The 26,087-nt window shown below is 65.4% G+C and carries 19 protein-coding genes; 6 read left to right on the forward strand and 13 right to left on the reverse strand.

Annotated elements, in window-relative coordinates:
* Window positions 1-11: 11 nt before the first annotated feature.
* The 6 genes from FG13_RS04465 to FG13_RS04490 are packed head-to-tail and all read right to left on the reverse strand — an operon-like array spanning window position 12 to window position 7,020.
* Window positions 12-1,091, reverse strand: a complete 1,080-nt coding sequence (locus tag FG13_RS04465; protein ID WP_035827219.1) for a FemAB family XrtA/PEP-CTERM system-associated protein — start codon at window positions 1,089-1,091, stop codon at window positions 12-14.
* Window positions 1,091-1,942 (reverse strand): XrtA system polysaccharide deacetylase, encoded by an 852-nt coding sequence (locus FG13_RS04470; protein ID WP_035818763.1) that lies wholly within the window; start codon window positions 1,940-1,942, stop codon window positions 1,091-1,093. Before FG13_RS04470 ends, FG13_RS04465 begins: the two co-directional genes overlap by 1 nt.
* Window positions 1,939-3,099 carry a non-hydrolyzing UDP-N-acetylglucosamine 2-epimerase gene (gene wecB, locus FG13_RS04475; protein ID WP_035818766.1) on the reverse strand — a complete coding sequence of 387 codons (1,161 nt, stop codon included), beginning with the start codon at window positions 3,097-3,099 and terminating at the stop codon, window positions 1,939-1,941. Before wecB ends, FG13_RS04470 begins: the two co-directional genes overlap by 4 nt.
* Window positions 3,100-3,109: 10 nt before the next feature.
* Window positions 3,110-4,657 (reverse strand): TIGR03016 family PEP-CTERM system-associated outer membrane protein, encoded by a 1,548-nt coding sequence (locus FG13_RS04480; protein ID WP_035818769.1) that lies wholly within the window; start codon window positions 4,655-4,657, stop codon window positions 3,110-3,112.
* On the reverse strand, window positions 4,641-5,477 hold the full coding sequence (locus tag FG13_RS04485; protein ID WP_035818771.1) for an XrtA-associated tyrosine autokinase: 837 nt from the start codon (window positions 5,475-5,477) through the stop codon (window positions 4,641-4,643). The genes FG13_RS04480 and FG13_RS04485 overlap by 17 nt, the downstream gene beginning before the upstream one ends.
* Window positions 5,478-5,490: 13 nt before the next feature.
* The gene (locus FG13_RS04490) at window positions 5,491-7,020 is read right to left on the reverse strand and encodes an XrtA system polysaccharide chain length determinant (RefSeq protein ID WP_035818773.1); all 1,530 of its coding nucleotides are present in this window, start codon (window positions 7,018-7,020) and stop codon (window positions 5,491-5,493) included.
* Window positions 7,021-7,280: 260 nt separating this feature from the next.
* Here FG13_RS04490 and FG13_RS04495 point away from each other — a divergent pair, with 260 nt between their 5' ends.
* Window positions 7,281-7,904, forward strand: coding sequence for an XrtA/PEP-CTERM system exopolysaccharide export protein (locus FG13_RS04495; RefSeq protein WP_035818776.1), 624 nt, complete (start codon window positions 7,281-7,283; stop codon window positions 7,902-7,904).
* A gap of 200 nt (window positions 7,905-8,104) precedes the next feature.
* Window positions 8,105-8,851 (forward strand): N-acyl amino acid synthase FeeM domain-containing protein, encoded by a 747-nt coding sequence (locus FG13_RS04500; RefSeq protein WP_035818779.1) that lies wholly within the window; start codon window positions 8,105-8,107, stop codon window positions 8,849-8,851.
* 4 nt (window positions 8,852-8,855) lie between these two features.
* On the opposite strand, the gene FG13_RS04505 is transcribed toward FG13_RS04500, so the two are convergent.
* The 3 genes from FG13_RS04505 to prsT are packed head-to-tail and all read right to left on the reverse strand — an operon-like array spanning window position 8,856 to window position 14,890.
* On the reverse strand, window positions 8,856-9,626 hold the full coding sequence (locus FG13_RS04505) for a S1 family peptidase (protein ID WP_035818781.1): 771 nt from the start codon (window positions 9,624-9,626) through the stop codon (window positions 8,856-8,858).
* On the reverse strand, window positions 9,623-12,103 hold the full coding sequence (locus tag FG13_RS04510) for a hypothetical protein (RefSeq protein WP_152598676.1): 2,481 nt from the start codon (window positions 12,101-12,103) through the stop codon (window positions 9,623-9,625). The genes FG13_RS04505 and FG13_RS04510 overlap by 4 nt, the downstream gene beginning before the upstream one ends.
* A gap of 3 nt (window positions 12,104-12,106) precedes the next feature.
* Window positions 12,107-14,890, reverse strand: coding sequence for an XrtA/PEP-CTERM system TPR-repeat protein PrsT (gene prsT / locus FG13_RS04515; protein WP_035818785.1), 2,784 nt, complete (start codon window positions 14,888-14,890; stop codon window positions 12,107-12,109).
* A gap of 219 nt (window positions 14,891-15,109) precedes the next feature.
* On the opposite strand from prsT, the gene FG13_RS04520 reads away from it, so the two are divergent.
* Both FG13_RS04520 and FG13_RS04525 read left to right on the forward strand, forming a co-directional pair.
* Complete coding sequence (locus FG13_RS04520) at window positions 15,110-16,414, forward strand: nucleotide sugar dehydrogenase (protein WP_035818787.1); 1,305 nt, start codon at window positions 15,110-15,112, stop codon at window positions 16,412-16,414.
* Window positions 16,414-17,673 carry an SDR family oxidoreductase gene (locus FG13_RS04525; RefSeq protein ID WP_081922431.1) on the forward strand — a complete coding sequence of 420 codons (1,260 nt, stop codon included), beginning with the start codon at window positions 16,414-16,416 and terminating at the stop codon, window positions 17,671-17,673. Before FG13_RS04520 ends, FG13_RS04525 begins: the two co-directional genes overlap by 1 nt.
* Window positions 17,674-17,809: 136 nt before the next feature.
* On the opposite strand, the gene FG13_RS04530 is transcribed toward FG13_RS04525, so the two are convergent.
* From FG13_RS04530 to FG13_RS04540, 3 genes are read right to left on the reverse strand one after another with little or no spacing between them, the layout of a single operon-like run.
* On the reverse strand, window positions 17,810-19,330 hold the full coding sequence (locus FG13_RS04530) for a SpoVR family protein (protein ID WP_081922432.1): 1,521 nt from the start codon (window positions 19,328-19,330) through the stop codon (window positions 17,810-17,812).
* Window positions 19,327-20,517 (reverse strand): DUF444 family protein, encoded by a 1,191-nt coding sequence (locus FG13_RS04535; protein ID WP_051958513.1) that lies wholly within the window; start codon window positions 20,515-20,517, stop codon window positions 19,327-19,329. The genes FG13_RS04530 and FG13_RS04535 overlap by 4 nt, the downstream gene beginning before the upstream one ends.
* Before the next feature lie 2 nt (window positions 20,518-20,519).
* Window positions 20,520-22,484, reverse strand: coding sequence for a prkA protein (locus tag FG13_RS04540; RefSeq protein WP_051958515.1), 1,965 nt, complete (start codon window positions 22,482-22,484; stop codon window positions 20,520-20,522).
* Between the two features lie 284 nt (window positions 22,485-22,768).
* Between FG13_RS04540 and FG13_RS04545 the strand changes: the two genes are divergently transcribed.
* Complete coding sequence (locus FG13_RS04545) at window positions 22,769-23,947, forward strand: hypothetical protein (protein ID WP_035827246.1); 1,179 nt, start codon at window positions 22,769-22,771, stop codon at window positions 23,945-23,947.
* Between the two features lie 159 nt (window positions 23,948-24,106).
* Window positions 24,107-24,439, forward strand: a complete 333-nt coding sequence (locus FG13_RS04550) for a hypothetical protein (protein WP_035818790.1) — start codon at window positions 24,107-24,109, stop codon at window positions 24,437-24,439.
* 94 nt (window positions 24,440-24,533) lie between these two features.
* On the opposite strand, the gene FG13_RS04555 is transcribed toward FG13_RS04550, so the two are convergent.
* The gene (locus FG13_RS04555; protein ID WP_035818793.1) at window positions 24,534-25,970 is read right to left on the reverse strand and encodes a catalase; all 1,437 of its coding nucleotides are present in this window, start codon (window positions 25,968-25,970) and stop codon (window positions 24,534-24,536) included.
* Window positions 25,971-26,087 lie beyond the last annotated feature (117 nt).

Here is a 26,087-nt window from a genome sequence, read left to right on the forward strand (position 1 = left end):
GGTCCCGTCGCTTAGCCCAGCTGCCGCACGATGTGCGGCCCCAGCAGGTTGACCAGCGGCAGCGGCAGGCGGCGCCAGGCACGGATGAACAGCGCATATTTCGGATTCAGTGGGTTGACTTCCGGCAAGGCCTTGGCACGCACGAGCTGGTAGGCGTAGGGCAGCGGCTGCGGCGCAAAGCCCCAGTTCTTCTTGAAGTCGTATGCCCCCGTGCCCAGCTTGCTGCGGCCGAAATCGAACAGGCGGTAGCCGCGCGCGCAGGCGCGGCGCATCGCTTCCCAGTACATGAAGTCGTTAGCGCCCGTGCTGCGCGCCAGCACGCTGCCGCCGCCGTAATATGGCAATACTTCATCGCGGAAATAGAACAGCAGCACGCTCGCTTGCGCCTGCTGGCCGTGGTAGACGGTGAGGATTTGGCAGGCGTCGCCAAACACCGTGCGCAGCAGGGCAAAATGGCGGCGCGCGAAGACGGGCGTGCCCAGCCGGTGCACGCTGGCCGCGTAAATCGGGTAGAAACGGTTGAGGTCATAGTCGATGGCGCTGTGCAGGCCGCCCGCGATGGCCTTGCGCACGACGGCGCGCTGCTTGCGGGGAATAGCCAGCAGGTTCTGCTCGGCATCGGGCAGCAAGGACCGGCGGAAGGTCGCGTACAGGGGTTTGTGCAGCCAGGAAGGGTCTGTACTTTCTGGCACTTCGCGCCAGCGGTATTCCAGGTGTCCCACGCCGAGGCGCCGCGCCAGCGCCAGTGCCGCGCCGTCGAGGGCCAGTCGCATGGCCGCGCTGCCGCCGGCGATGCCGCCGTACACGCAAAATGGCAGCGAGACGAGGGAAGAGCCGAACAAACGGCTGCGCAGATGGGCCAGCGGCAGCACGCCGGCGATGCGCCCGTCCTGTTCCGCGTACAAAAAATAACTGTCGTGCTTGAAACCTTGCTCCATGATGGTTTGCCAGCCGGCGCGGTGAAAGAAGGTCGCTTCCGGGCACGTGTCGACAAAGGCATCCCAGCGCGCATGCTCGTGCCCCTGCAGCGACCGCACGGCGATGGCGGCGCGGGACTGTAGCGGGTCGGGAGCAAGGCTGGCCTCGTGCATCATGTGCTTTCCAAAAAGATACGGTCCATGCGGTCCCAGGAGAAATCGCGAGTCAGGCGCCCCAGCCGCGCTTCCATGCGTCCCAGGTTCAGGTAGTGGCGAAAGCGCGTCCTGGCACTCAGGCCCGTCGGGCGCGGCTGGCCGGGATCGAGTTCCCAAGGATGAAAATAGAATATGCCAGCTTGCCCGTCGCGCGAATTGATGCGTCGCAAAAGCCAGCGCGACAGTGCATACGGCATCAACCTGAAATAACCGCCGCCGCCGGCCGGCAGGTTGCGCCCGCGCAAGCGTACTGTGCTGACGGGCAATTCCAGCATGCCGTGCGCCCCCCGTGGCCGCCAGGCGAAGCGGGGGGAATCGGGCATGCCGTAGTGGTCGTGGCGGATCGGATAGATGCTGGAACTGTAGCGGTAGCCCGCTTCCTGCAGCACGTCGAAAGCCCACAGGTTGGCCGCGCCGATGGAAAAGCTGGGCGCCCGGTAGCCGTGCACGGCCAGCCCCGTCAATTGTTCCAGGATGGTCTTGCTGCGGCGCACATCGTCGGCGAACTGCGCGGCCGACTGGTCGCAGGCGCGCAGGTGCGCATAGCCGTGGCTGGCCACTTCGTGCCCGGCGGCCACCACGCGGCGCAGCATGGCCGGATAGCGCTCGGCGATCCAGCCCAAGGTAAAAAAGGTGGCGTGGATGCGGCGCGTTTCCAGCAGCAGCAGGATGCGCTCGATGTTCGCCTCGACCCGGCATTCCAGGCGGGGCCAGTCGGCGCGCGCGATGTGCGGCGCAAAGGCGGACACCTGGAAGTAATCTTCCACGTCGATGGTGAGCGCGTTGCGCAGTATCAGCGGCGGCGTCATGGCGGCCCCCGGCGCGCCGCCAGCCAGGGTGCGATGACGGCGGCGATGCGCGTGGCCGCGTGGCCATCCCACAGGGGCGGAAGGCGGCCCCGCTTGCCGCCCGTATCCAGGATGCCCCGCGCCAGCGCCAGGATGGCGGCCGGCTGCGTGCCGGCCAGGGTATTCGTGCCGTCGCTCACGGTGACGGGCCGCTCTGTATTGTCGCGCAAGGTCAAACAAGGCACGCCCAGGGCCGTGCTTTCTTCCTGCACGCCGCCCGAATCCGTCAGCACCAGGCGCGCCTTTTGCATCAGGCCCAGCATTTCCAGGTAGCCCAGCGGCGGCAGGCGGACGATGGCATGCCGCGCCAGCAGCGGTTCCAGGCCCGCCAGACGCAGGCCGGCCAGGGTGCGCGGGTGGATGGGAAACAGCAGCGGCAGTTGCTGTGACAATTCTCCCAGCGCCCCCAGCAGCGCTTCGAGCTGCGCCGGGTCGTCCACGTTCGACGGCCGGTGCAAGGTCAACAGGCCATACGCGGGCGGGCAGGCGTGGCCGTGGGCGTGCAGGGTGGCGGCGGGCGTTATCGCGCGCGGCAGCTGCTGCCGCAGGCTGTCGATCATGACGTTGCCCGTAAAATGGATGCGTTCGGACGCGATGCCTTCGCGCAGCAGCTTGGCGCGCGCGCCTTCCTCGCTGGTCAGCAGCAGGCTGGATAACTGGTCGGTGAGCACGCGGTTGATTTCCTCGGGCATGCGCCGGTCGCCGCTGCGCAGGCCCGCCTCGACGTGGATCACGGGAATGTCACGCTTGGCCGCCACCAGCGCGCAAGCCAGCGTGGAATTGACGTCGCCCACCACCAGCACGGCATCGGGCGCCAGCGGCGGCTGTGCGTCGAGTACGGCGTCGAAGCGGCGCATGATCTCGGCCGTCTGCTGCGCGTGGTTGCCGGAGCCGACATCGAGGCAGATGTCGGGCGGGCGCAGGTCCAGGTCCGCAAACAGCTGGCCATTCATGGCCGTGTCGTAGTGCTGGCCCGTATGCAGCAAGGTCACCCGCACGAAAGGTGCGTGGCGGGCCAGGGCGGCCAGGATGGGCGCCATCTTCATCAGGTTGGGGCGCGCGGCCACCACGCACAGCAGGTGCGCCGGCGCGGCGGACGCAAGAGTAGGGTCGGACATTGCGGCCTCCTTAGAATTGCATGGTGAGCGTGGCGCTGACGCCGTTTTCGCGGTAGTCGCCGCCGCGGTTGCTGGCGTGCCGCGTGTGCCGCACGTCGATACTGGCCGTCATGTTCTGCTGCAGGATGCGGGTGTAGCCGGCCGTCACGGTGATGTTGTTGTCGTGCCGGGGCACGCTCAGCGAGCGCACGCTGGCGTAGCCGGCATTGGCGTTCAGGCTGGTGCGCGAACTGGCTTTCCAGCTCCAGCCCAGGTTGCCGCTCATCTGGCGCGTGCGGTCTTCGCTGCCAAATTCCACGCCGGGCAGCAAGCCGCTGTCGATGCCGCTGGCCGTTTGCGCCGTGCGGTCGACGGCCGTGATGCCGGCGATCATCGTGCTTTTCGCCGTGGCGCGCGCCATCGTCAGCTTCAGCTGTTTTTGCAGGAAATAGCGGTGGCTGAAGTAATTGATGGCGCCCCGTTCCGGCCCCAGGCTGTTGGCGTAGCGCAGGAAGGCATCGATGCGCAGGCGCCGGTCGCGCGCATTGGGAAAGATGCCGCGCCACAATTGATCGAGCAACTGGCCCGCGTCGCGGTCGCCCAGGCGCGAAAATTGCGTCGGCAGGGTGGTGATGTTTTCGCTGTAATTGAGTTGCCAGTTGGTATGGCGCTGCAGGAACGTGGCGTCCAGGCTGTAGGTGTTGCCAAAAAAGCGCCTGCCCGTGCTGAAGGCCACGCTGGTGCGCGGCGACGGCGTCCACACGCCGCCCAGCGACCAGAAGCGGCCGGCCGGCGCCTTGCCGCTGGCCGATACATAGCCTTCCTTTTCCGTGCCGCCGCTGGCCGTGGCCGCCCATTTGCTGCTGAACGGATAGCGCAGGCCCACGCTGCTGCGCTGCATGCGCATGGGCGCCAGCTTGCTGTCCTGCGTGCGGCGCACGTCGTGGCTGGCGTTCCAGGTCCAGCCCTTGCCGCGCGGCTCGCCGCTGAGCAGCAATTCCATTTCATCGCTGTGTACGGACAGCAGTGCGCCGCCGCTGTCGACCGTGTTGCGCGTGTAGCGCAGCTCGGTCGTGGCCAGGCCGCGGAAACGGTGCCGCAAATAGGGGCTGATGCCGGTGGTGCGCACGGTGCTGGCGTTGTCCGTATCGGGCAGGTCGTCGATCAATTGCGGGCCGAACGGCGAGATGTTGCGCCGGCTCACGCTGGCGTCCGCATCGATGAAGAACCAGTCCTTGACCAGCTCGGCGTCGGCCGAGGCGCCCAGTTCGTGGTGCTCGGTATCGGCGCGCTGGCCGGACAGGTATTTGTGCCAGCTGTAATCGAGGTGCACGCGCAGGCGGGGGCCCGTGCCGATGAGGGCGATGGCGGGCGCGATTTCCGTGATGAAGTCCGATTGCGCCTTGCCGGGCGGCGCGCGCAAGGCATTGTCCGTATAGCTTTCGCGCAGGCGCAGCGACGGCTGCACCAGCCAGTCGACGGCGCCGGCCGGCAGGGGCAGCAGCAGAGATAGCAACGGCAGCAACGGCAGCAGCGGCGACGGCGTTAGCGAAACCCGGCGGCTAATCGTAATGGCCATAGCCGTAGTAGTCGTTGCCGGGGAACGATTTGGTCTTGTTGTAGATCAAATGTATGTGTTCGCACGACTCGATCTGCCGCAGCGCTTCCTTGACGGCGTGCTGCGTCGTCGTTTCCGCCTCGACCACCATGACGACTTGTCCCATCTGCCCGACCAGCGCGTGCGCTTCGCTGGTGATCAGGAGGGGCGGCGAATCGAAGACGACGATGCGGTCGCCATAGCGGCTGGCAATTTCTGCCAGCAGCCGGCTCATGGCCCGGCTGGCCAGCAATTCCGTCGCGTGCTTGTTGCTGCGCCCGGCCGGCAGGATGCTCAGGTTGGCCACATTGGTTTTCAGGATCACGTCGGCCATGGCCAGTTGCGGGTCGAGCAGGATATCCATCAGTCCCGGCTCGGGCGGCAGGCCCAGCACTTTCAGCACGGACGGGCGCGCCACGTCCGCATCGACCAGCAGTACCGTGATATCCATTTCCATGGCGATGCTCATGGCCAGGTTGATGGCGCAATACGTCTTGCCTTCGCCCGGCATGGCGCTGGTGACGACGATCAGGTTGCCGTGGCGAATGGCCTCGGCGCCGCTGGCGCGCGCCTGGCGCAGCAGCGGGCGCTTGATGATGCGAAAATCCTCGGCCACCGCGCTGCGCCCGCCGTCGTGCGTGAGCATGCCTTGCTCGGCCAGCCGGTCCAGGTTCAGGGGGCGGTAGCGGGGCGACCGGGCCGCGTCCGCGCCCTGCGTACCGTTCACCGTATAGGGCACGCCGGCCTCGGCCACTTCCAGTATGGTGGGTTCCTGCTTGCCGCTGTCCTTGCTGCTCATCATCGCTCCTTGGGATCTAGAATTTCAGCAGCGCGGCCGTCATGACCCCGCCGTACAGCACGAACAGGCTGCCCAGGCAGGCGCCAAAGCCATAGCGGGCGCGGCGGCGGCGTACTTGCTGCAGCGGCGTCCAGTTCATCGATACCGTGCCCAGCACGTTCAAGCCCGTGGCGTCGCGCAGTTCGGACGGACTGAGGAAGGTGGGGCGCACCTGGCTGATCAGGAGGGCCGTGGCGACGCCGGCAATCAGGGCCGCGCCCAGCGCCGCGGAAAACAGCAGCGGGCGGTTCGGGCCGACGGGCGCATATTGCACCGTGGGCGGGTCGATGATCTTGAAGGCCATCATGTCCGTGGTGGAACTGAGTTCGCCCGACAGCTTGGCCGCTTCGCGCCGGCCGATCAGCTTTTCATAGTTTTCCTTGTTGATGATGTAGTCGCGGTTCAGCTGCGCCAGCTGCGATTCCACCTCGGGCACGGCATTGCTCTGCGCCAGCAGGCGCTCGTTGCGCGCGTTGTATTCCTGCACCCGGGCGCGGATGGCGGCCACCTTGGCGTCCGCGTCCGTCAGCGCCACCTTCAGTTGCTGCAGCATGGGGCTGTAGTTCTTGCCCGGATCGCCGGCCGCCGTTTTCAGCTTGCTTTCCTCGATCTTGCGTTCTTCCAGCTGGGCCACCAGGCGTTTCGAAGCGATGATGTCGGGATGCAATTCCGTAAATTGCATGCGCAGGCTGTCGAGGTTCTTGTTGATCGACGCGATGCGCTCGTCGAGTTCGGGATTCGTGATGGCCGCCGCGTTCGGTTCCAGGTCGAGCACGGGCTCGTCGCCCTCGATCTGGCTCAGGATGGCCTTGCGTGCCTGTTCCGCCTCGACCAGTTCCAGCTTGGCATTGTTCAGGCTATCGGACGACATCAGCAGCTGGCTGCCATAGTCGATGCCCTGGCGCGGCAGCAGCAGGTTGTTGCGGATCTTGAATTCCTTCACCAGGTTTTCCGCCGCGCTCAGCTTGTCCTCGTAATTCTTGATCTGCTCGTCGATGAATTGCACCGCCTTTTGCGAATCGCCTTTTTTGCCCTGGAAACTGCCTTCGACAAAGATGGTCAGCAGGCTTTGCACCACGTCGCGCACGAGCTTGGGGTCGCGCCCGCTGTAGCTGATGGTGTAGATGTCGTAAGCGTTGGTGCCGGTGATCTTGATGCGGCTCATCAAGTCGTCCAGCTGGGCCTCGTGCTCGCGCACGGTCTTCGAACCCAGGTCGAGGTCGACCATGCGCATGACGCGCTCGACGTTCGGGCGGCTGAGCAGGGTGCGGCTCATGATGGCTACCTGCTGTTCCGTGTTCGGCACGCTGGTCATGCCGGCCATCAGCGGCTTGAGGATGGTTTGTGTATCGACAAACACGCGCGCCGACGTCTGGAAGTCGTCGGGCAGGGAGATCACCCGGATGAAGCCGGCGATGGCCACCAGCCACGCCACCACGACCGCGTGCCAGCGGTACTTCCAGATGCCTTTCAGGCTGGACAGCAGTTGCTGTATCAAGTCTTCCATGTCGCTTCCTTCAGGTGGCGGTGCGGTGCTGCACGGGAGATGGGCTGGCGGCGCGGACAACAGCGGCATCTTGCAAGAAATACTTGCCTGTTGGGTAAGCAAAGTATAGGGCGGCTGTGGAGCAAGATTTCCCAAGATGATTGCTTCTTGATACGCCTCAAGGTTCTCTTGCCGAGTTTTAATAATCATAGGAAGTTCGCGGCCCAGGCTGGTTCTGCGGGGCCGGCCATGGATGCGCCATCGACTCGAAGAGGCTCCGCATGAATCCGTTTCGCCGTGCATTTGTCCGTAACGCGCTGGGTCTGGCCAGCGCGGCCAGCCTGCTGGGCGCCTGCCGCACGTCCCATCCGCTGGCACCGTCCGACGACAGCGCGCCCATGCACGATTACCTGATCGGGCCGGGCGACTCCGTCAACATCATCGTCTGGCGCAACCCGGAAGTGTCGCTGACGGTGGCCGTCCGGCCCGATGGCAAGATCACCACGCCGCTGGTCGAGGATTTACCCGCCAGCGGCAAGACGTCGACCCAGCTGGCGCGCGACATCGAGCAAGCCTTGAGCAAATTCATCCAGCAGCCCGTGGTAACCGTCATCGTCACCAATTTCTCGGGGCCGTATGGCGAGCAGATCCGGGTGATTGGCGAGGCGGCCAAGCCGCAGGCGCTGCCGTACCGGCTGGGCATGTCGCTGATGGACGTGCTGATCGCCGTGGGCGGCATCACCGATTTCGCAGCGGGCAACAAGGCCAGCATCATCCGCATGCGCGAAGGCAACCAGCAGCAGCTGCGGGTCCGCCTCGATGATTTGCTGAAGGAAGGCGATATTTCCGCGAATGTCATGATGCGGCCGGGCGATGTGCTGCTGATACCGGAAAGCTTTTTTTAACAGCTGCCTCGGCAATATCAAAACAGCACTTATATTTGTCATTTTGTACTTTTCGGCAAATTTCAGCGTGTAATTTTGCTATCTAAAGGTGAAATTCTTCTGTTTTTTTAACTAAAGCTGGGAACTTCTCCAGTTTTTGTCTTGTCACAAGGCATTGGCTTCAGTCCGTCTCAACGGCGGCCGATGAACGTGAGGACAAGATGAGCTTTCAAGATGAACCCATTATTTCCTTCGACACGCCAGGCGCCCTGAGTGACCTGGTGGTGGGCGAGGGGCAGATCGACCCGGCCATGGAGCACGAGCTCGACCTGCAGCGCTTTCATATCCGCATGGCCAATTCGCGTGGCCGGCGCGAGGCGGCCAGTTTGCTGATCCGCAAGATGTACGGCTGGCGCGGCTATGCCGTCGATCCCGGCACCGCGCATGCGCTGAATAAAATCACGCTGTTTGCGGAAACGGCCGGCAGCACCGTCGGCACCATGACCCTGTGCCTCGACAATGACGAGACGGGCTTGCCTGCCGATGAAAACTTCCGCGACAAGCTCGACGTCCTGCGCGAGCAGGGCCGCCGCCTGTGCGAACCGTCGCGCCTGGCCATCGACAAGGGTGTGAGCAAGCGCGTGTTTGCGGCGCTGATTCATATCTCTTATATCTATGCCCATAATATTCACGGCTTTACGGATTACGTGATCGAAGTCAACCCGCGCCACGTGGTGTTTTACAAGCGCATGCTCGGTTTCCAGGACTTCAGCGGCGAGCGCGAGTGCACGCGCGTGGGGGCGCCGGCCGTGCTGCTACGGCTGGACCTCGATTACATGGGGGCCCAGATCCGCAAGTACGGTGGCCTGATGGAACAGCATGGGGGTGAACGGTCGTTTTACCCCTTTTTTTTCCCGACATGGGATGAGCCTGGCATTACCGACCGGCTGAGGCAGGGGCGCAACTGAGAAGTCATTTATTTTTCAGCAAGATCGCCTGCATGTGGCTGCCCGGAATCGCGTAAGTGATGCCGCTGGGCGCGCTGATGGCCGTCTCCTTGAGGCCCTTGACGTACACCATGTTGACGATACCGTAGACGAGACCGGTCTCGGGATCGAACAGGGGGCTGCCGCTGCTGCCCGGGTACGCCGTCGCGTCCAGCTGGAACACCGTGTACGGCGCCTTTTGCAATTGCGCCAGGCGGCGCACGTCGAGGCGCTGCGCATTTTCGCTGGGCATGACCACGGGCGTGAGCGATGACACGGTGGCGCGGTGCGTGACGTGGTGCAGTCCCAGCAAGGTACCCAGGGGAAACCCTGTAAACGCCATGGCCTGGCCTTCGCGCACCGTGGCCGCGTCGCCCAGCGCCAGGGCGGGCAGGGGCGCGCCCGCCAGGCGCAGCAAGGCCAGGTCGTGTTCCGTGTCCAGCGCCTGGACCTTGGCGGGGCGAAACTGCGCCGCCTCGCCCTGGCCCGTGAGTATGCCGATGACTTCGTTCGGATTGGCGTCGAGCAGCTTCTGGATCACATGGGCGCAGGTCAGCACGCTTAAGCCGTCGCCCGTCACGAAGCCCGTGCCGATGAAGTTCATCGGCGGCGTGCGCGTCTTTTGCAGGCTGCCCACGCCGACGATGGACGGCTTGACGCGCGCGATGGTGTGCGCCAGCGGCGCATCGGCGCGGCAGGGCGCGGCAACCAGGAGCAGAAAAAGGCAGGACAGCAAGGCGGAGAGCAAGGCTTTCATGGCGGTGTACTTTCAACGGGAGGAGATGACACGGGCTGCAGCAGCGCGCACAGCAGCATCAGGTAACACAGCAGGGCGATGCGCGGCACGTCGAGCAGGCTGTCGAACAGGCCGACGACGAGAAAACCCAGCAAGGCGGCGGCGCACGCGAGCGCGCCCGGATCGCCGCGCGCGGCGCGGCGCAGCAGGCGCTGGCCGGCCGCAGCCAGCAGGGCCAGCATCGACAGGGCGCCGCACCAGCCCGTTTCCACCAGCAAGTGCAAGGCCATGCTTTTGATATGCCACGGCAAGTGGTGGTGGTCGCTGCTGAAAAACCAGTAATTGTTGGCCTGGGTAAAGCGCCCATTGGCGATCAGCTCCTCGCCGCCCGGTGCGCGCAAGCTCAGATTATCGACTTCGAGCACGGACGAGGTGGCCGTGCCGCTGGCAGCCAGTTCCAGTTGCAAGGGCGGACGCAGCAGCCAAGCGCCCGCGCCCAGCCAGGCGCTGTCGAACGGCACGTCATAATGCTGCCAGGCGCTGGCCTGCGTGCCAGCCGGCGCAGGGCGCAGGCGCAACGGAACGTTCACGCAGCCTTGCGCATACAGCAATTGCCGCTGGCACAGGCGCACCAGCAGCACGGGCATGGGGCCGGTACGGCGCACGTCGAGCGCCAGGGTGTAGCGCGTGGCAGGCTGCACGGGCAGGCGTTGCAGCAGCCGCAGCAGTTCGCCATAGCCGGCGTTGTAGCCGGGACTGGCCAGGCGCACATACCTGTTGCCGGGATTGTCCAGATTGCCGCCTTCCTCGGCATACGCGATGCTGGCCGGCACCTCGCGCTGCGGATTGTGCCAGTAATACGTGGCGGGAAAACTGCCGAACCCCATGCCGAACAGGCGGTCACCCCAGTCCGCTGGCTGCATGGCCAGCACTTGCCGCCAGTGGCGCAAGCGGCCTTGCATGTCGAAGGCCGTGGTGGAGAAACGTTCTGTGGCGTAATAGCTGGCCGAGACGGGTATGGCCAGCAACAGCAGGATGCCGGCTGCGCCCGCGATGCTCAGGCTGGCCCGGTCCAGCCGCCACAACGGCGGGCGCAAGCGTCCGTTGCACAACATCAGCGTGGCCAGCCCCACGACCAGGCCGGCGGGCAGCAGGGCCTGCGGTCCGGCCCAGTGCCAGCCTATCCAGGCGAGGTTGCATGCCAGCATGGTCCACGCCATCATTGCCAGGCCCAGCCTGGCCGGCCCTTTGCCGCCGGTGCCGCTGGGCCACAATGCGCCCGCCAGCAGCGCGGCCGCCAGCAAAAACAGGAAATATGGACCTTTCAGCCAGCCGGCCGTTTGATGGCCTGTCCCTTCCGGCCACCAGGCGGCCAGCAAGCCCTGCAGGCACAGCGCGCACAGCAGGCTGGCCGGCGCCAGACGCCACGGCAAGGGCCGCGCCGCCAGCACGAAGCTGGCCGCAAGCAGGACGACGGCGGCCAGCAAGCCCCGGTAGCCGGCCAGGCTGAACATGTACACGAGCAGGACCGTGCCCAGACCGGCCAGCAGCAGCCTCAGCAAAATTTTGCGCACGGGTGGCTGGCCCGGTGGGTGCCGCGCGGCGGCGGGCGCCGTCCGCAGGGTGTGCCAGAATGCCAGCAGCATGGCTGCGGCCAGGGCCGCGTACAAGCCCCGCGAAAAGGTGGTGAATGCCGCGTGCAGGGCCAGGCCCAGCAGCAGCAAGGCCAGCGCCGCCTGCCAGCGGCTGCGCGCGCGCGCCAGCCACAGGCCCGCAAACGGCAGGCTCAACGCCAGGTAGCCGTCCAGCGCGGCGCCGCCCGTGTGCATGGCGGAAAACGGCGCCGTGATGCGGTAGTCGCTGGACAAATTCGACAGGCCGGGAAACACGGCCCGTTCCCACAGGGCGAACAGCGAGACCATGGCCAGCCCGGCCAGCATGCCCGGCAGCGCGTAGCGGCGCAAGGCGGGAGGATCCGCGTCGCGCAGCAGCAGCGGTAGCAGCAGCATGCTCCAGGCCCAGGCCTTGCCCAGCCGCAAGCTGTTGTAGGGGCTCAGATAGTTATCCCAGGTGTTCAAGTCGAGGTGCGGCAGCGGCAGGACGCCGCGCAGCAGCGCCACCAGCCAGGCCAGGCTGCACAGCAGCAAACAGACGCGGGCGGCGGGCGACAGCCGCGCCGCTGCGCCTTGGGCCGGCCCGCCCAGGCGCCAGTAGCCGCAGGCCACCGTCAGCAACAACAGCAGGTCGATTTCTTCCAGGAAGAACCAGCCCGTCCACGGCGCCAGGTCCAGCACGGGCAGCAGGGCGGGCACGCAGAACAGCCAGCTGGCGGGACGCCAGCACAGCAGCAGAAAATACGCGGGCAGCAGGATGGCAAACAGCAGGCCGGGCCAGCCGTGGCCCAGCGGATAGTGGCGCAAGGCCAGCACGCAGGCCGCGCCCGCCAGCAGGGCCAGCGGCCGCGCCGCTACGCCGGGCATGGCCGCGTGGACAGCCATGGCCTACAGCTGGGTCAGCAGGGCTTGCGCTGCGGCCCGCTGCGGAAAGTCCTTGTTGGCGGCAAGCAATTGTTCCAGCTGCTTGCGCGCGCCGCCCTTGTCGCCCGATTTCGCCAGCGCCGCGCCCAGGTGGTACGCCACTTCGGGCGACTTCGGCGCCAGCGCCGCCGCCTTGCGCAGCAGGGCCGTGGCGCGCTTGACGTCGCCTTGCTCCAGCACGATCCAGCCCAGGGTGTCGAGCACGGCGGGATTGTCGGGTGCCAGCTTCAGCGCCTGCTCGGCCGTGGCCTGCGCGCGCGGATCTTTTTCCTGCTGATACGCCCAGGCCAGGTCGTTCAAGGCCACCACATTGGCTCCATCCTTGGCGACGACGTACTGGAAGTGCTCGATGGCGGCGCGGTATTGCTTTGCCGCCAGCCGGGTGCCCGCCAGGTAGGTGCGGGTCGGCAAGTCTTCCGGATGCGCCTTCAGCCAGGTGGCCATGCTCGCCTCGGCTTCGCGTTCTTGCCCGGACGCCTGCAAGGCGCGGTACAGCTGCACCTGCAAGGGGCCGATGGGGCTGATGCCGAGGGCGTGCTGGTACAGCTTGACGGCTTGCTGCGGCAGCTTTTGCTCCATCAGCACGTCGCCCTCGAGCTTGTAGCCGGCCGCCAGCTTCGGCTGCTGCTCCTGCACTTGCCGCGCCACGGCCAGCGCCTCGCGCTGCCGGTTCAGGGTCAGCAGCATCGCCACTTCCACCACGCGCGCTTCGAGCAGGGCCGGGTCAAGCGCCTGCGCCCGCTTGACGGCTTGCAGCGCATTGTGATGGTCGCCCAGCGCCAGGTGCAGGCTGGCGATGCGCATCTGCAGGGGCGCGGACGTGGTTTGTATGCTGGCCAGCTTGTTGTAGCTGTCGAGCGCGGCTGGCGCCAGGCCGGCGCTGTATTCCACCTGGGCGCGCAGGGCCAGCGCATCGGCGTCGCCCGGATGGCCCGTTTGCAAGGTGCGCGCCAGTTCCAGCGCCTTGTCGGACGCGCCCGTCTTCAGGTAAAAGTTACTCAGCAGCAGGGCCGGCGCGACGGCGTCGGGATTGTCGCGGTGGGCCCGCTCGAGCCAGCGCCGCGCCTCGTCCGTCTTGCCTTGCGACGCGGCCAGCTTGGCCAGCGCCGCGCACAGGTCGGCATTCTTCGGCGCTTTTGCCAGCGCCCGCTCGAAGCGCTGCCTGGCCTGTTCCGGCTTTTTCTCGGCCAGGTCGATCTGCGCCAGGTTGTTCAGCGCGGGTAAATAGATAGGGTCCATGCCCAAGGCTTGCTCGAAACTGGCGCGCGCGGCCGGTAAATCGCGCAAGGCCAGGTAGACGCCGCCTTTCAGGTTCAGCAGCAAGGGATTCGTGCCTTTCTGCTGTTGCTCCATCATCTTGACGCTGGCCAGGGCCTTGTCGTTCTGCTTGTTGCGTAGCAAGGTCATCACCAGCATGGTGCCTGCTTGCGGCGTGCTCTTGTCGAGCATGCTGGCGCGTTCCAGTTCATTGATGGCGCGGCTGTGCTCGCCCATGCCCAGGCGGCTGATGCCCAGCGCCGCGTGCAGCCTGGCCGTGTCCGGCGCCAGGGTGCTGGCCTGTTCGAAATACGCCGTCGCCTTGTCGTACTGGCGCGCGCGCAAGTGGGCTTCGCCGGCCAGCGACAGCAATTCCACGTCGTCGGGGAAGGCGGCCAACATCGGTTGCAGCAAGTCGATGGCCGCATCGGTCTTGTTGCGCATCAATTCGATCGACGCCATCATCTTGACGGCATACAAGTGTTTGGGATACACGGCGAGGAAGCGCCGCAGGTAGTTTTCCGCCTGCGGCGGCGAGCCAAGCGCCAGTTGCACGGCGCCGGCCAGCAGGATGGACGGCATGTGATCGGGCGCCGCCTTGAGCACCAGTTGCAAGGCTTGCAAGGCCGTCTTGTTCTTGCCCTGGCGGAAATCGAGCAGCGCCTGGGCTTGCAGCAAACCCAGGCTGTTGGGCGCCGTCTTGCGCGCCGTGGCCAGCTGGGCCGCCGCTTCCCCGTAGCGATTTTCCACGATATCGAGGTTGGCCAGGTCGATGTGCGCCTGGGTATTGTCCGGTTTTATCTTGAGAATCTGCATGTAGGAGAGCCGCGCCGCGCCGTTCTTGCCTTGCAGGCGCAGCAGGTCGCCCTGCAGACGCAAGGCGTCGAGGTTGGCGGGCGCGCTTTTCAAGGCTTGCGCCAGCAGCAGCTCGGCCGCCGCCACTTGCTGGTCCAGCGCCGCCAGGCGGGCCAGGCCCAGCAAGGCTTCGACCTGGTCCGGATGGGCTTCGAGCAGGCGCGAGTACAGGGCGCGGGCCTCGTCCCGGCGGCCCAAGGCCAGCAAGGCATCGCCGCGCAGGGCCAGCACGCTGGCGGATTGCGCCGCATCGTCGGCGATCTCGGCCAGTACCTTGTCGAACTGGCCCAGCATCAGCCAGGCCTTGCCCAGCAGCGGCATCACTTGCTGCGAAGCGAGGCCCAGCGACATTGCCTTGCGCAATTCTTTCTCTGCCGACAGCGCTTCGCCGGTGTCGATATAGATGCTGCCCAGCAGCAAGCGCGCGGCCGCGTTGTCCGGTTCCTTTTGCAGCAGGTTCTTCAACTGGATGATGGCGGCCCGCGCCTCGCCTTTCTGACGGTACTGCTGCGCGTCGGCCAGCAGGCTTTCGCTGCTTTGCGTGCCGTGGCAAGCCGTCAGCAGGGGCAGCAGCAAAGTACAGCACAGCGCAATGGCGGGCAGGCCAGGGAAAGGGCGGGGCAGGGAACGGGCCATGGAAGTCTCCGGTAGCGGCGTGCATGAGGGATCGGCATGGCCTAGCTTAAAAAGATGGCCGCCGGTCTCCTTGATTGCGCTCAACAAGCTGCCGATTGTCGGCGTGCATGCTGGCCGCTGCCCCGTGTTTCTTGTTCCCGCTCAAGAATCGCCGGATCGGCAACCGTAGAATTTCCCGGACGGCGATGCTCGGGCCGCAACCTTTCGGAGCGCAGACATATGGACAGCAAGGTGGATAGCAAGGGCGGCGTGGTGGCGGTGGTGGGGCTCGGTTATGTGGGCTTGCAGCTGGCCGTGGCGTTTGGCATGCGCCAGCGCACGATCGGCTTTGACTTGTCGGCCCGCAAGGTGGAAAGCTACCGGCGCCACATCGACCCGACGGGCGAAGTCAGCCATGAACAGTTGCTGGCGGCGCAAGGGCTGAGCGTCGGCTGCGACCCGGCCGAGCTGCAACTGGCCGACTTCATTGTCGTGGCCGTGCCCACGCCCGTCGACAGCGCGCACAATCCCGATTTCTCCGCCCTGGCTGGCGCCAGCGCGGCCGTCGGCCGCCACATGCGGCGCGGCGCCATCGTCATCTACGAGTCCACCGTATATCCAGGCGCCACCGAAGAAATCTGTATCCCCATCCTCGAACAGCATTCGGGCCTGCGCTGGAAGGAAGACTTTCATGTGGGCTTTTCACCCGAGCGCATCAACCCCGGCGACCGGGACCATACCCTGCACAGCATCCGCAAGGTGGTTTCGGGCGACGACGCCGCCACCCTGGAGCAAGTGGCGGCGCTGTACGAAGGTGTGGTCGAGGCCGGTGTGCACCGGGCCTCGAGCATCAAGGTGGCCGAGGCGGCCAAGGTGATCGAAAACACGCAGCGCGACCTGAACATCGCGCTGATGAACGAACTGGCCATCATCTTCGACCGCATCGGCATCGACACCCTGGAAGTGCTGCAGGCGGCGGGCACGAAATGGAATTTTCTGCCGTTCCGGCCGGGGCTGGTGGGCGGCCACTGCATTGGCGTCGACCCATACTATTTGACGCACAAGGCGGAAATGCTCGGCTACCACCCGCACGTGATCCTGGCCGGGCGCCGCATCAACGACGGCATGGCCAAGTTCGTGGCGGAAAAGACCATCAAGGAAATGGTGCGCGCGGGCTTCAAATTGAAAGGGGCGCACGTGAACGTGCTGGGCCTGACTTTCAAGGAAAATTGCCCCGACCTGCGCAACTCGAAAGTGGTCGACATGATCCACGAGTTGCAATCGTATGGCGTGCAGGTGCACGTGCACGACCCCGTCGCCGATGGCCGCGAAGCGCTGGAAGAATATGGCTTGACCCTGGAAAGCTGGGAACAGCTGCCGCGGGCCGAGGCCATCATCAGCGCCGTCTCGCACCAGGCCCTGCTGGCCCGCCCGCTGGCGGACTTCCAGGGCAAGGTGCTGGAAAACGGTTGCTTCATCGATATCAAATCGCATTTCGACCCGCGTCCGCTCGAGGACGGCGGCTTGCACGTGTGGCGGCTGTGATGGCGGCCGATGCTTTCGATCGGGCGGCAAGCGCGGCGCAAGGCGCCCCCTGTGGCGCCCCGGATGATGGCGCGTATGCGCAAGCCTGTGCGCAGCTGGCACAAACGCCGCGGCGCTGGCTGGTGACGGGCGTGGCAGGCTTCATCGGTTCGCACCTGCTGGAAACCTTGCTGAACCTGGGACAGGAAGTGCGCGGCCTCGACAATTTCATGACGGGCCACCGCCACAACCTGGAGCAAGTGCGCGCCAGCGTAGGAGACGTTGCATGGCGGCACTTCACTTTCATCGAAGGCGACATCCGCGACCCGCAGGCGTGCGCGCGCGCGTGCGGCGCAGCGGCGCAGGCTGGCAGTGCCGATGGCTGCGAGGCAGACGGCGAGGCAGACGGCGGGACAACTGCGGCCGATGGTGGCAACGGCCACAGCGGCCCCAGCGGCAGCTTGGCCGGGCGCGGCCGTGCCAGTGCGGGCGACTCCGTCACCGCTGGCGTCGCCGTCGATTATGTGCTGCACCAGGCGGCGCTCGGTTCCGTCTCGCGTTCGCTGGAAGACCCGCTGCTGTGCCACGCCGTCAATGTCAGCGGTTTCTTGAACATGCTGGCCGCCGCCCGGGACGCGGGCGTGCAGCGCTTCGTGTATGCGGCCTCGAGCGCCACGTATGGCGACCATCCGGCCTTGCCGAAAGTGGAGCAGCACATCGGCGCGCCCCTGTCACCGTATGCCTTGAGCAAATATGTCAACGAGCTGTATGCGCAGGTGTATGCGCGCTGCTACGCCATGCAGACGGTGGGACTGCGCTATTTCAATGTCTTCGGTCCGCGCCAGGACCCGCTGGGCGCCTACGCGGCCGTCATTCCCCGCTGGATCGCCGCCATGCTGGACAAGCAGGCCGTGCACATCCATGGCGACGGCGCCACCAGCCGCGACTTCTGCTTCGTAGACAATGCCGTGCAAGCGAATATCCTGGCCGCCACCCGCGCCGACCCGGCGGCCGTCAACCAGGTCTACAACGTAGCCGTCAACGCCCGCACCAGCCTGACGCAGCTGCACGCCACCATGCAGCAGATGCTGCTTGCCGCCCGTCCACAGCACGTGCCGCTGGCGCCGCACTATGGGGAGTTCCGCGCCGGCGACGTGCGCCATTCGCAGGCGGACATCGCCAAGGCGGCCCACTTGCTCGGTTATGCCCCCACACACGACCTGGCGCAAGGCTTGCGTCACACCATCGCCTGGTATGTGGCGCAGGCGGACCGGGCTTGAGGGCCGGGCCGGCCAGGCGTGAGGCACATACCCGCCGGTCAGTTGGCCAGCCGTGAGGCACATGCCGGCAGGCCAGTTGGCTCGCGTGAGAAACAGGCAGCCCAGGCCGAGGGACACGCTGGCCGTGCGTCAGCGTTCAATATTGCACGGGCGGCGCTGTCGGCGTTGCTGACGTTGTTGATGACGCTGCCGGTGCGGGCGGTTCCGGTATGCCCTCGCTCTTGCTGCGCAGAACCCGCGGCGTGCCCCGAAAATCGGCCGTATGCAGGGTGACGGGGCGGCGCCAGATGCGGGCGATGTACGCCAGTACCTGCTCCGCCCGCTCCAGGTCGAGGCCGCGCCCATCGCGCTGGTGATCGTGGCGCAGCACCAGGCTGCCGTCGTCGTTGAGCAGGGTGACGGCGATGCACGGCGCGCCATAGTTGTATTTGGGCGCCAGGATGGCTTCGCGGATGGCCCGCAAGTCGCGGCTGGCCATCCGCGTTTCGCCGTCGCGGCGACTTTCATGCACGAACAGGCCCAGGCGGTCAGCCAGTTCGTCGTCCAGATAGTTGCGGATGAAGCTGCAGTCATCGTCGTCGCGGCAAATCTGGCGGGCCCGGGCCAGTCCTTCGCGCTCGATGATGTGTTCCCACATGCAAAAGCCCAGATGATAGGGGTTGACGGCCAGCGCTTGCTGGTGCTCGCCCGCGTAGGGGCGCACCACGTCAGAGTGCGACTTGATGGCGGACAGATACAGGGCCGGCGGCAGGAAGTCGGCTTCGCGCAGCAGCCGCGCGTGCCAGTACGAAGCCCAGCCTTCGTTCATGATCTGGCAGGCGTACACGGGATAGAAGTAAAACGACTCTTCGCGCACGGCCAGGAACATGTCGCGCTCCCAGTCAGCCAGCTCCGTCCCATGTTGCGCGATGAACCACAGTAAATCGTATTCGGGCTGCGGCGGCAGGAGAGGGCGTTGCGTCACGCGTGCCCGTGCGGCCTCGTGCGCCGCCAGCGCGGCCGCTTCACCGGGCAGGCGCCGGTAGCGTTGCGTAAAAGGATCGTCTGTGCCGGCCGCGTCTTGCGTACCGGCCACGCCCGGCGGCCCGGATCGCGCGGATGGTACGGATGGTACGGATGGTACGGAGTAGGGCGGGCGGTGCAGCTCGGCATGGATGTCCACGTGCTGCTCCAGCGCCAGTGCTGCGTCGAGCACGGCTTCCACCTGCTCTTGCCCGTGGCGTTGCAGTGCCATTTCCAGACGTTGCGCCCGCGCCGCGCTCTGTTCCAGAATGCGCTGGCCCGCCATGGCGCCAAAACGCAGGAACAGGGTGTTGCGGCTGGCGAAATCGGCGTGGCCCAGCACGTGGGCCGTGACAAGGGTGTTTTCTGCCACGGAATTGTGCTCGGCCATGTAGGCATGGCAAGGGTCGCCGGGAAACATGACTTCGAACATATGCGAGTTGCCCATCTTTTGATGCACGAGCTGGTGGATGTAGCGCACGCCGAACGACCAGTGGCGCATGCGCACGGGCAATCCATAGATGGCGATCTCGGCCATGAAGCTGTCCGGCACCAGTTCGAACTCGACGGGGGCAAACTCCAGCCCCAGTTCCCGCGCCAGCGCTTCGATGCGCGCCGCATAGCCGTCCAGGCCGGCAGCGTCAACCTGCGTCATGGCGCTTCCTCCGCATCGGCCGCCTCGTGCTGGAAAAAGGTGCGGATGGCCGCCCAGATATCGTCATTCCTGCTGAGGATACTGCTATGCAAGGGCAAGCCGCGCCGTTCCTGCTCGGCAAACAGGCCGTGCATTTCCGTTTCCAGGCTGCGCGGCACGCCGGGCACGGTTTCCACATAGCCCATATAGTTGAGCAAGGCGGCCAGTTCACCGAGGGCCAGGCTGGCCGGACCGCGGTCTTCGCTGAAATTTTCGCCATCGGAGGCATAGAACAGGTAGGCGTTGTAGCGGCCCGGCGCGTAGTGTTCCTGCAGCAGTTCGCGGCTCAGGCGGAAGGCGGTGGAAGCCATGGTGCCGCCCATGCCGTTGACCTGGAAGAACTCGGCCTCGGAAAATTCCCATGCCCGCGTCGTATGGGCGATAAAGCGCGTTTCCACGCGCGCATACCTGCGGCGCAAGCCTTGCAAGGCAAAGAAAAAGAAGGATTTGGCCAGCTTGCGTTCGGCCTGCCCCATGCTGGCCGACACGTCCAGCACGAAAAACACGACGGCATTCGCGCTGGGCCGGGGCAGTTGCAGCACTTGGCGGTAGCGCAAGTCTTCATTGGTGAAGGGCACCGGCTGGGCTTGCAAGGCGCGCCGCTTGATCGCTTCCTTGACGGTGCGCCGCCGGTCCAGGCGCGAACGGGCGCCATGGCGGTCCAGGCCGCTACGCACGAGCCGCACGTCGTCGATGGCGCCCAAGTGGCGGGGTTTGAGGTGCGGCAATTCGAAGGCGTCCCACAGCCAGTCGAGTATGTCGTCGATGGGAAACTCGAGCAGCAGGCGCACCGCTCCCTCGCCATCGCCGCCTTCGCCTTGCGTTCCCGCCCCGCCCGTGGCGGCGGGATGGGCAGCGCGCAGGATATCGCCGGGCTGGCCGTCACCCTGGCCCGCGCCCACGCTGTTGCGCGCGGGCGCCAGGCGGAAACGCGCATGTTCGAGCAGGCGCATGGGCACTTGCACCGTGCGCTGCTGCGGCCCGCCGATCAGGTCAGGTGTGGCGATCAGCTCGGGCAAGTGCGCCTGCACGGCGTCGCGCACTTTCTGGTTGTGGCGCAGCCAGTCGCGCGCGCCGCGCGAGAACAGCCCGTACCAGGGCCGCGCCAGGGCCGGCGCGGCGGAAGCGGGCGAGGTCGTGGCGGCCATGGCTATTCCTGCGCCAGCAAGGTGGTCACGTAGTTGAGCGCTTCGCGCGCGCTGTGAGCGTCATAGCCGTATTCGTCGACCAGGCGCTGCTCGACGGCGGAGATTCTGGCCCGCACGTCGTCGTCGGGGCGCTTGGCCGAGCCGACCAGGCGCAGCACGTCGCGCCGCTGTTCGAACAGATATTGCTGGATGGCGTCGTGCAATTGCGCATGGCTGCCCAGGCCAAACGCTTCGCCCCGCTTGAAGGCGCTCATGGCCTTGCGCACCACTTCTTGCCGGAAAGATTGCTTGCCCGAGTCGCTGATGTGGATTTTTTCTTCCACGGCGCGCAGGAAACGCTCGTCTGGCCGGCGTTCTTCGCTGGTGATGGGATCGCGGATCTGGCGGTTGTCGAGCATGGCTTCGACTTCATCGAGATATTTGTTCAGCAAGTCTTGCGCTTCCTGTTCGAACGACACGAACAGGGCCTTGTGCACGTCGGCCTTGACCCAGCGGTTATAAAAATCCTTGCGTGTGAGCACCAGGTAATCGACCCACTGGCGCTTGCGCCGGGGCTCGATGCGGGCATCGTTTTCGATGCCGTCCTTCAGGGCCAGCAGCACGTCCATGGTCGACAGGCTGTTGCGCTGGGCTGAAATGATGGCGTGCGACAGGGCATTGATGACGAAACGGGGAGATACGCCCGACAGGCCCTCATCGGGCGATTTGTCGCGTTCGCGCATGCGGCGGAGGTCGGCCGGCTGCAAGTCGTCCACGTCTTCATTGGCGTACACGCGCAGTTTCTTGACCAGTTCGGCCTCCTTGTCGTCGCCTTCGGGCAGACGGCTGAGGATGGCAAACACGGCCGCCGCATGCAGCACGTGCGGATCGAGGTGCACGTCGCGGAAGGCGGGCGCGGCCGCCAGGATCAGCTTGCGGTAAATGCGCGCTTCCTCGCGGTAGTTGAGGGTATAGGGCACTTGCACGATGACCATGCGGTCGAGCAGCGCCTCGTTTTCGCTTTCTTGCAGAAATTTGCGAAATTCGGCCAGGTTCGTGTGCGCGAGGATGGTTTCGTCGAGGTAAATCAGGGGAAAGCGCGAGACCTTGACATTCTTTTCCTGTGTCAGGGTCAGCAGCAGGTAGAGAAATTCCCGCTTGACCTTGAGGATCTCGATCATTTCCAGCATGCCGCGGCTGGCCGCATACACGGCGCCCGACCACGACCAGGCGCGCGGGTCGCCTTCGTCGCCGTACTGCGCCACTTTCGACAGATCGACGGAGCCGACCAGGTCGGCCAGGTCGGCCGTGGTGGGATCGTGCGGCGCATACGTGCCGATGCCGCACCGGCCCGCCTCGGACAGGTGGATGCGCTCGACGGGCATGCGCAGGAAGTCGCCCGCATACTGTTCTTCCAGGCGGGCGCGGCAGTGTGGACACAGTTCGCCGTGCAGCTCGGCATCATAGCTGGCGCGAAAGTCAGCGCGCATGCTGTGCGGCACCAGATGCAGCGGCGACTCGTGCACGGGACAGCCGGCGATGCCGTACAGCGCGCCTTCGCTGCTGTGGCTGTATTCTTCCAGTCCACGCTTGAGCAGGATTACCATGGTCGACTTGCCGCCCGATGGCGGCCCCAGCAACAGCAGCATGCGCCGGCCCACCTCGGAGCCGGCGGCGGCCGCCTTGAAATAGGCGGCAACCCGGTCGATCGCCTCGTCGATGCCGAACAGCTCGTCGTCGAACAGGCGGCAGCGGAAGCGCCCGGCGTCGTCCGTCTGGCCGTTCCAGCGCATCATGTCCCACAGGTACTGGTGCGCGCTGCGCGTCAGCAGGGCCGCGCGGCCGGGCAATATCTGCTCGATGAAGTCGGCGAAACTGCCGCGCCAGGGGCTGATGCGGTGTTTTTCCGCCCAGGCCGCCATGCCGTGCATAAAACCGGCATGCTGGCCTGCTTGCTCGCCCGCGGGCGCGTCGTCTTGGCGTGTCATGTCTTGGCGTGTCATACCAGGGCTCGTCATTGTTTCCCCATCCATACCGTTGCTGCCGTGGAGCAGCCGTGGAGCAGGCCCGGTTCCAGCCTGTCAGTCAAGTATACGGCGCAGCCTCTGGCCGCACGCCTGATCTCGCTCAACCCAGACGACGGAACTATTTTGATCCTCGCTCGCCCTTGCAGGAAGGGCGGCCATGTGTCGGCGCGGTTCAATCCAGATCAATACCGGCAGGCGCAGCCCGCCCACACTGGTGCTTCGAAATGACCAACGAGGAGAACATCATGATAGGTAACGAGAATGGTTTCAGCGCCCCGCCTGGCGGCAGCGGCAGGGGGCAAAGCGCGGATGATGAAGAGGCCGTCGGGCAATTTTCCGCCCCCGGCGAAGACGACAATACGATCGAGAGCGCGTCCGTCTCGGACGTGCCCGACGCTTTGAGCGGCGTCAGCATGGAATTGCTGGAAATCAAGCGCAGCATCGAAGACGGCATGCGCCAGTCCATTTCCCAGGTGGCCGGCGTGCGCGCGGCCGACGCCTTCAGTGACGGCGGCAATATCCAGGGTGTGTCCATCGGCCTGGGCGAGGGCGCCAGCGACAGCTCGTCCGGGGAGCCAGGCTTGCCGGCCCTGACCCTGTACGTGGCCGAGCCCACTTCCGTCGACCGCGCCAAGGCCGCCATCGTGGGAGCCATGGGCGTGCGCGCCGTGGCCAGCGACAGCGTGCCCGTCAACATCGTCGTCACGGGCGTGATCGATGCGCAACCGCACCGTTTCCGCCTGCGTCCGGCGCCGGGCGGCGTGTCCGTCGGGCATTTCCGCATCACGGCCGGCACCATCGGCTGCCTGGCCGTGGGGCGCAGCGCGCCGCGCAACAGCCGCTTGATGATACTTAGCAATAACCACGTGCTGGCCAATTCCAATGGCGGCGTGTTCAACGACTGCATCGTGCAGCCTGGCCCCATCGACGGCGGCCGCTGCCCGCAAGACCAGGTGGCCGTGCTTGAACGCTTCGTGCCCATCAATTTCAGCGGCGGCGTCAACTTTGTCGATTGCGCCACCGGCTGGGCCTGGCCAGACAGGGTGCGTCCCGAACTGGTCTACCTGAGCGGCGGCGTGCCCGCCTACTTCCGCATCAGCAATGCGCTGGTGGCGCCCGCGCTGGGCATGATGGTTGGCAAGTCTGGCCGCACGACGCAGTTGACGCAGGGCCGCATCACGGGCCTGGGCGCCACCATCAACGTCAATTACGGCGGCGGCAGGATCGCGCTGTTCCAGGATCAGATCGCCATCACGGGCGTGAGCGGGGCGTTCAGCGCGGGAGGCGACTCCGGCTCGTCCATCTGGACCTGGAACCAGCAGCGCAATCCCGTCGGCCTGCTGTTTGCTGGAGGCAATAACATCACCTTTGCCAACCAGATGCGGCGCGTGGTGGTGGCGCTCGACATCAATTTGTACACCTGAGCACGCTTTTACGACCAGGCGAGGCGCCTTGCATAACGCCACTTTTTGCACGATGATGATCTTGGGCAAGGGGCGCCGCCACGCCTGGTTCGGGCTGGCGAAGCGTGCTGCAACGCCGGATGGGCGGGTGTATCATGGAAGGCATCAGGAGGGTCTGTCATGTCAAACAGTAAATTCGCACAATCGCCATATGCCGTCTTCGAGGACGCCGCCATGCCGTATTTGCCGGATGAGACCCCTGGACAGGGCACGGGACAGTACGCCCCTGCCGCACCCCAGGGCCGCCTGGAAGCGGCAAAGCGCCGCAACGAGCGGGCGCTGATGGCCATCGATGGCGTGGAAGGCGTCAGCGTGGGGCAAACGGCCGTGGGCAAGGAAGCGCTCTTCGTGTACCTGCGCGACTCGTCCGTCAAGCGGCGCGTACCGTTGCAGGTCGAGGGTTATCCGGTGGAAACGAGCGTCACGGGCCAGATCGATATTCAGCGCTGGTAGACAGCAAGCGGGCCTGGACACCTTGCCGCGGCGGAGCGTTGCGTTGCGATGGAAGACCTGTTGCCAGGCCTTCCATGCAGTCCTGTAGCCAGCCTTATTTGCTCAGGCGGCCGATCGCTTCGGCCACGCCCGCGCCATAGGCAGGGTCGCACAGGGTACAGTTGCCGATGTGGCGTTGCTTGACTTGTTCCGAGGCGCCCGAGATGGCGCGCGCCGTGTTGTCGAACAAGGCTTGCTGCTGCGCCGCGCTCATCAGGCGGAACAGGGCGCGCGGCTGCGAATAGTAATCCTCGTCGACCCGGTGGTTCCAGTGGTCGGCCGCGCCTTCGATGCTGAGCGGCGGCTCGCGGAAGTCCGGTTGCTCGGCCCATTCCTGCTCGCTGTTCGGTTCATAGCCCAGGGTGCCGCCCATGTTGCCGTCGACCCGCATCTGGCCGTCGCGGTGGTAGCTGTGGAACGGGCACTTTGGCGCGTTGACGGGGATATGGCTGTGGTTGACCCCGAGGCGGTAGCGCTGCGCGTCGCCATACGAAAACAGCCGGCCTTGCAGCATCTTGTCCGGCGAAAAGCTGATGCCGGGCACCACGTTGGCCGGGTTGAAGGCTGCCTGTTCCACTTCGGCGAAGTGGTTGTCGGCATTGCGGTTCAGTTCCAGCACGCCCACTTCGATCAGCGGATAGTCGCCGTGCGGCCATACTTTCGACAGGTCGAAGGGGTTCAGGTGATACGTGCCTGCCTCTTTTTCCGGCATGATCTGCACGTACAGGGTCCAGCGGGGGAAATCCTTGTTTTCGATGCTTTCGTACAGGTCGCGGTGCGAGCTTTCGCGGTCCTTGCCGACCAGTTCCTCGGCTTCCTGGTCCGTCAGGTTTTGGATGCCTTGCTGGGTTTTCAAGGTGAACTTGACCCAGAAACGCTCGTTTTGCGCATTCAGGAAGCTGAAAGTGTGGCTGCCGAAGCCGTGCATGTGGCGGAAGCTGCGCGGCAAGCCACGGTCGCTCATCACCACCGTCACCTGGTGCAGGGCTTCGGGCAGCGAGGTCCAGAAATCCCAGTTGCTGTTGGCGCTGCGCAAGCCCGTGCGTGGGAGGCGCTTGATGGCGTGATTCAGATCGGGAAATTTTAGCGGGTCGCGCATGAAAAACACGGGCGTATTGTTGCCGACCAGGTCCCAGTTGCCTTCTTCCGTGTAAAACTTCAGGGCGAAGCCGCGGATATCGCGTTCCGCATCCGCCGCGCCCCGTTCGCCGGCCACCGTGGAAAAGCGCGCAAACATCGGCGTTTTCTTGCCCACTTCGCCAAAGATTTTCGCCCGCGTGTAGCGCGTGATGTCGTGCGTGACGGTAAACGTGCCGTGTGCGCCGGAACCCTTGGCATGCATGCGGCGCTCGGGAATGACTTCGCGGTCGAAGTGGGCCAGCTTTTCCAGGAACCATACATCTTGCAGCAGGGCGGGGCCGCGTGGACCGGCCGTCTGGATGTTCTGGTTGTCGACAACAGGCGCGCCAAAGGCGGTGGTCAGCTTTTTCATTGGACTCTTTCTTTCATGGCTAGGCAGAGCAATGGACGCACCGGTGCTACTCAAACACTGGCTGGGTTGAATGAACACTCACCGGGGCTGGTCCAGAGTAAAATTTCTAAAATGCAA

The sequence above is a fragment of the Janthinobacterium sp. RA13 genome (assembly GCF_000745325.1).
Classification (GTDB): domain Bacteria; phylum Pseudomonadota; class Gammaproteobacteria; order Burkholderiales; family Burkholderiaceae_D; genus Janthinobacterium; species Janthinobacterium rivuli.

Coding starts and splice junctions, on each gene's coding strand:
- FG13_RS04500 (WP_035818779.1), top strand. CDS start 8,105: ATGAGCTTTCAAGATGAACCCATTATTTCCTTCGACACGCCAGGCGCC.
- FG13_RS04555 (WP_035818793.1), bottom strand. CDS start 25,970: ATGAAAAAGCTGACCACCGCCTTTGGCGCGCCTGTTGTCGACAACCAG.
- FG13_RS04465 (WP_035827219.1), bottom strand. CDS start 1,091: ATGCACGAGGCCAGCCTTGCTCCCGACCCGCTACAGTCCCGCGCCGCC.
- FG13_RS04530 (WP_081922432.1), bottom strand. CDS start 19,330: ATGACGCAGGTTGACGCTGCCGGCCTGGACGGCTATGCGGCGCGCATC.
- FG13_RS04520 (WP_035818787.1), top strand. CDS start 15,110: ATGGACAGCAAGGTGGATAGCAAGGGCGGCGTGGTGGCGGTGGTGGGG.
- FG13_RS04545 (WP_035827246.1), top strand. CDS start 22,769: ATGATAGGTAACGAGAATGGTTTCAGCGCCCCGCCTGGCGGCAGCGGC.
- FG13_RS04505 (WP_035818781.1), bottom strand. CDS start 9,626: ATGAAAGCCTTGCTCTCCGCCTTGCTGTCCTGCCTTTTTCTGCTCCTG.
- FG13_RS04470 (WP_035818763.1), bottom strand. CDS start 1,942: ATGACGCCGCCGCTGATACTGCGCAACGCGCTCACCATCGACGTGGAA.
- FG13_RS04495 (WP_035818776.1), top strand. CDS start 7,281: ATGAATCCGTTTCGCCGTGCATTTGTCCGTAACGCGCTGGGTCTGGCC.
- FG13_RS04490 (WP_035818773.1), bottom strand. CDS start 7,020: ATGGAAGACTTGATACAGCAACTGCTGTCCAGCCTGAAAGGCATCTGG.
- FG13_RS04510 (WP_152598676.1), bottom strand. CDS start 12,103: ATGGCTGTCCACGCGGCCATGCCCGGCGTAGCGGCGCGGCCGCTGGCC.
- FG13_RS04550 (WP_035818790.1), top strand. CDS start 24,107: ATGTCAAACAGTAAATTCGCACAATCGCCATATGCCGTCTTCGAGGAC.
- FG13_RS04540 (WP_051958515.1), bottom strand. CDS start 22,484: ATGACACGCCAAGACGACGCGCCCGCGGGCGAGCAAGCAGGCCAGCAT.
- FG13_RS04485 (WP_035818771.1), bottom strand. CDS start 5,477: ATGATGAGCAGCAAGGACAGCGGCAAGCAGGAACCCACCATACTGGAA.
- FG13_RS04480 (WP_035818769.1), bottom strand. CDS start 4,657: ATGGCCATTACGATTAGCCGCCGGGTTTCGCTAACGCCGTCGCCGCTG.
- prsT (WP_035818785.1), bottom strand. CDS start 14,890: ATGGCCCGTTCCCTGCCCCGCCCTTTCCCTGGCCTGCCCGCCATTGCG.
- FG13_RS04535 (WP_051958513.1), bottom strand. CDS start 20,517: ATGGCCGCCACGACCTCGCCCGCTTCCGCCGCGCCGGCCCTGGCGCGG.
- FG13_RS04525 (WP_081922431.1), top strand. CDS start 16,414: ATGGCGGCCGATGCTTTCGATCGGGCGGCAAGCGCGGCGCAAGGCGCC.
- wecB (WP_035818766.1), bottom strand. CDS start 3,099: ATGTCCGACCCTACTCTTGCGTCCGCCGCGCCGGCGCACCTGCTGTGC.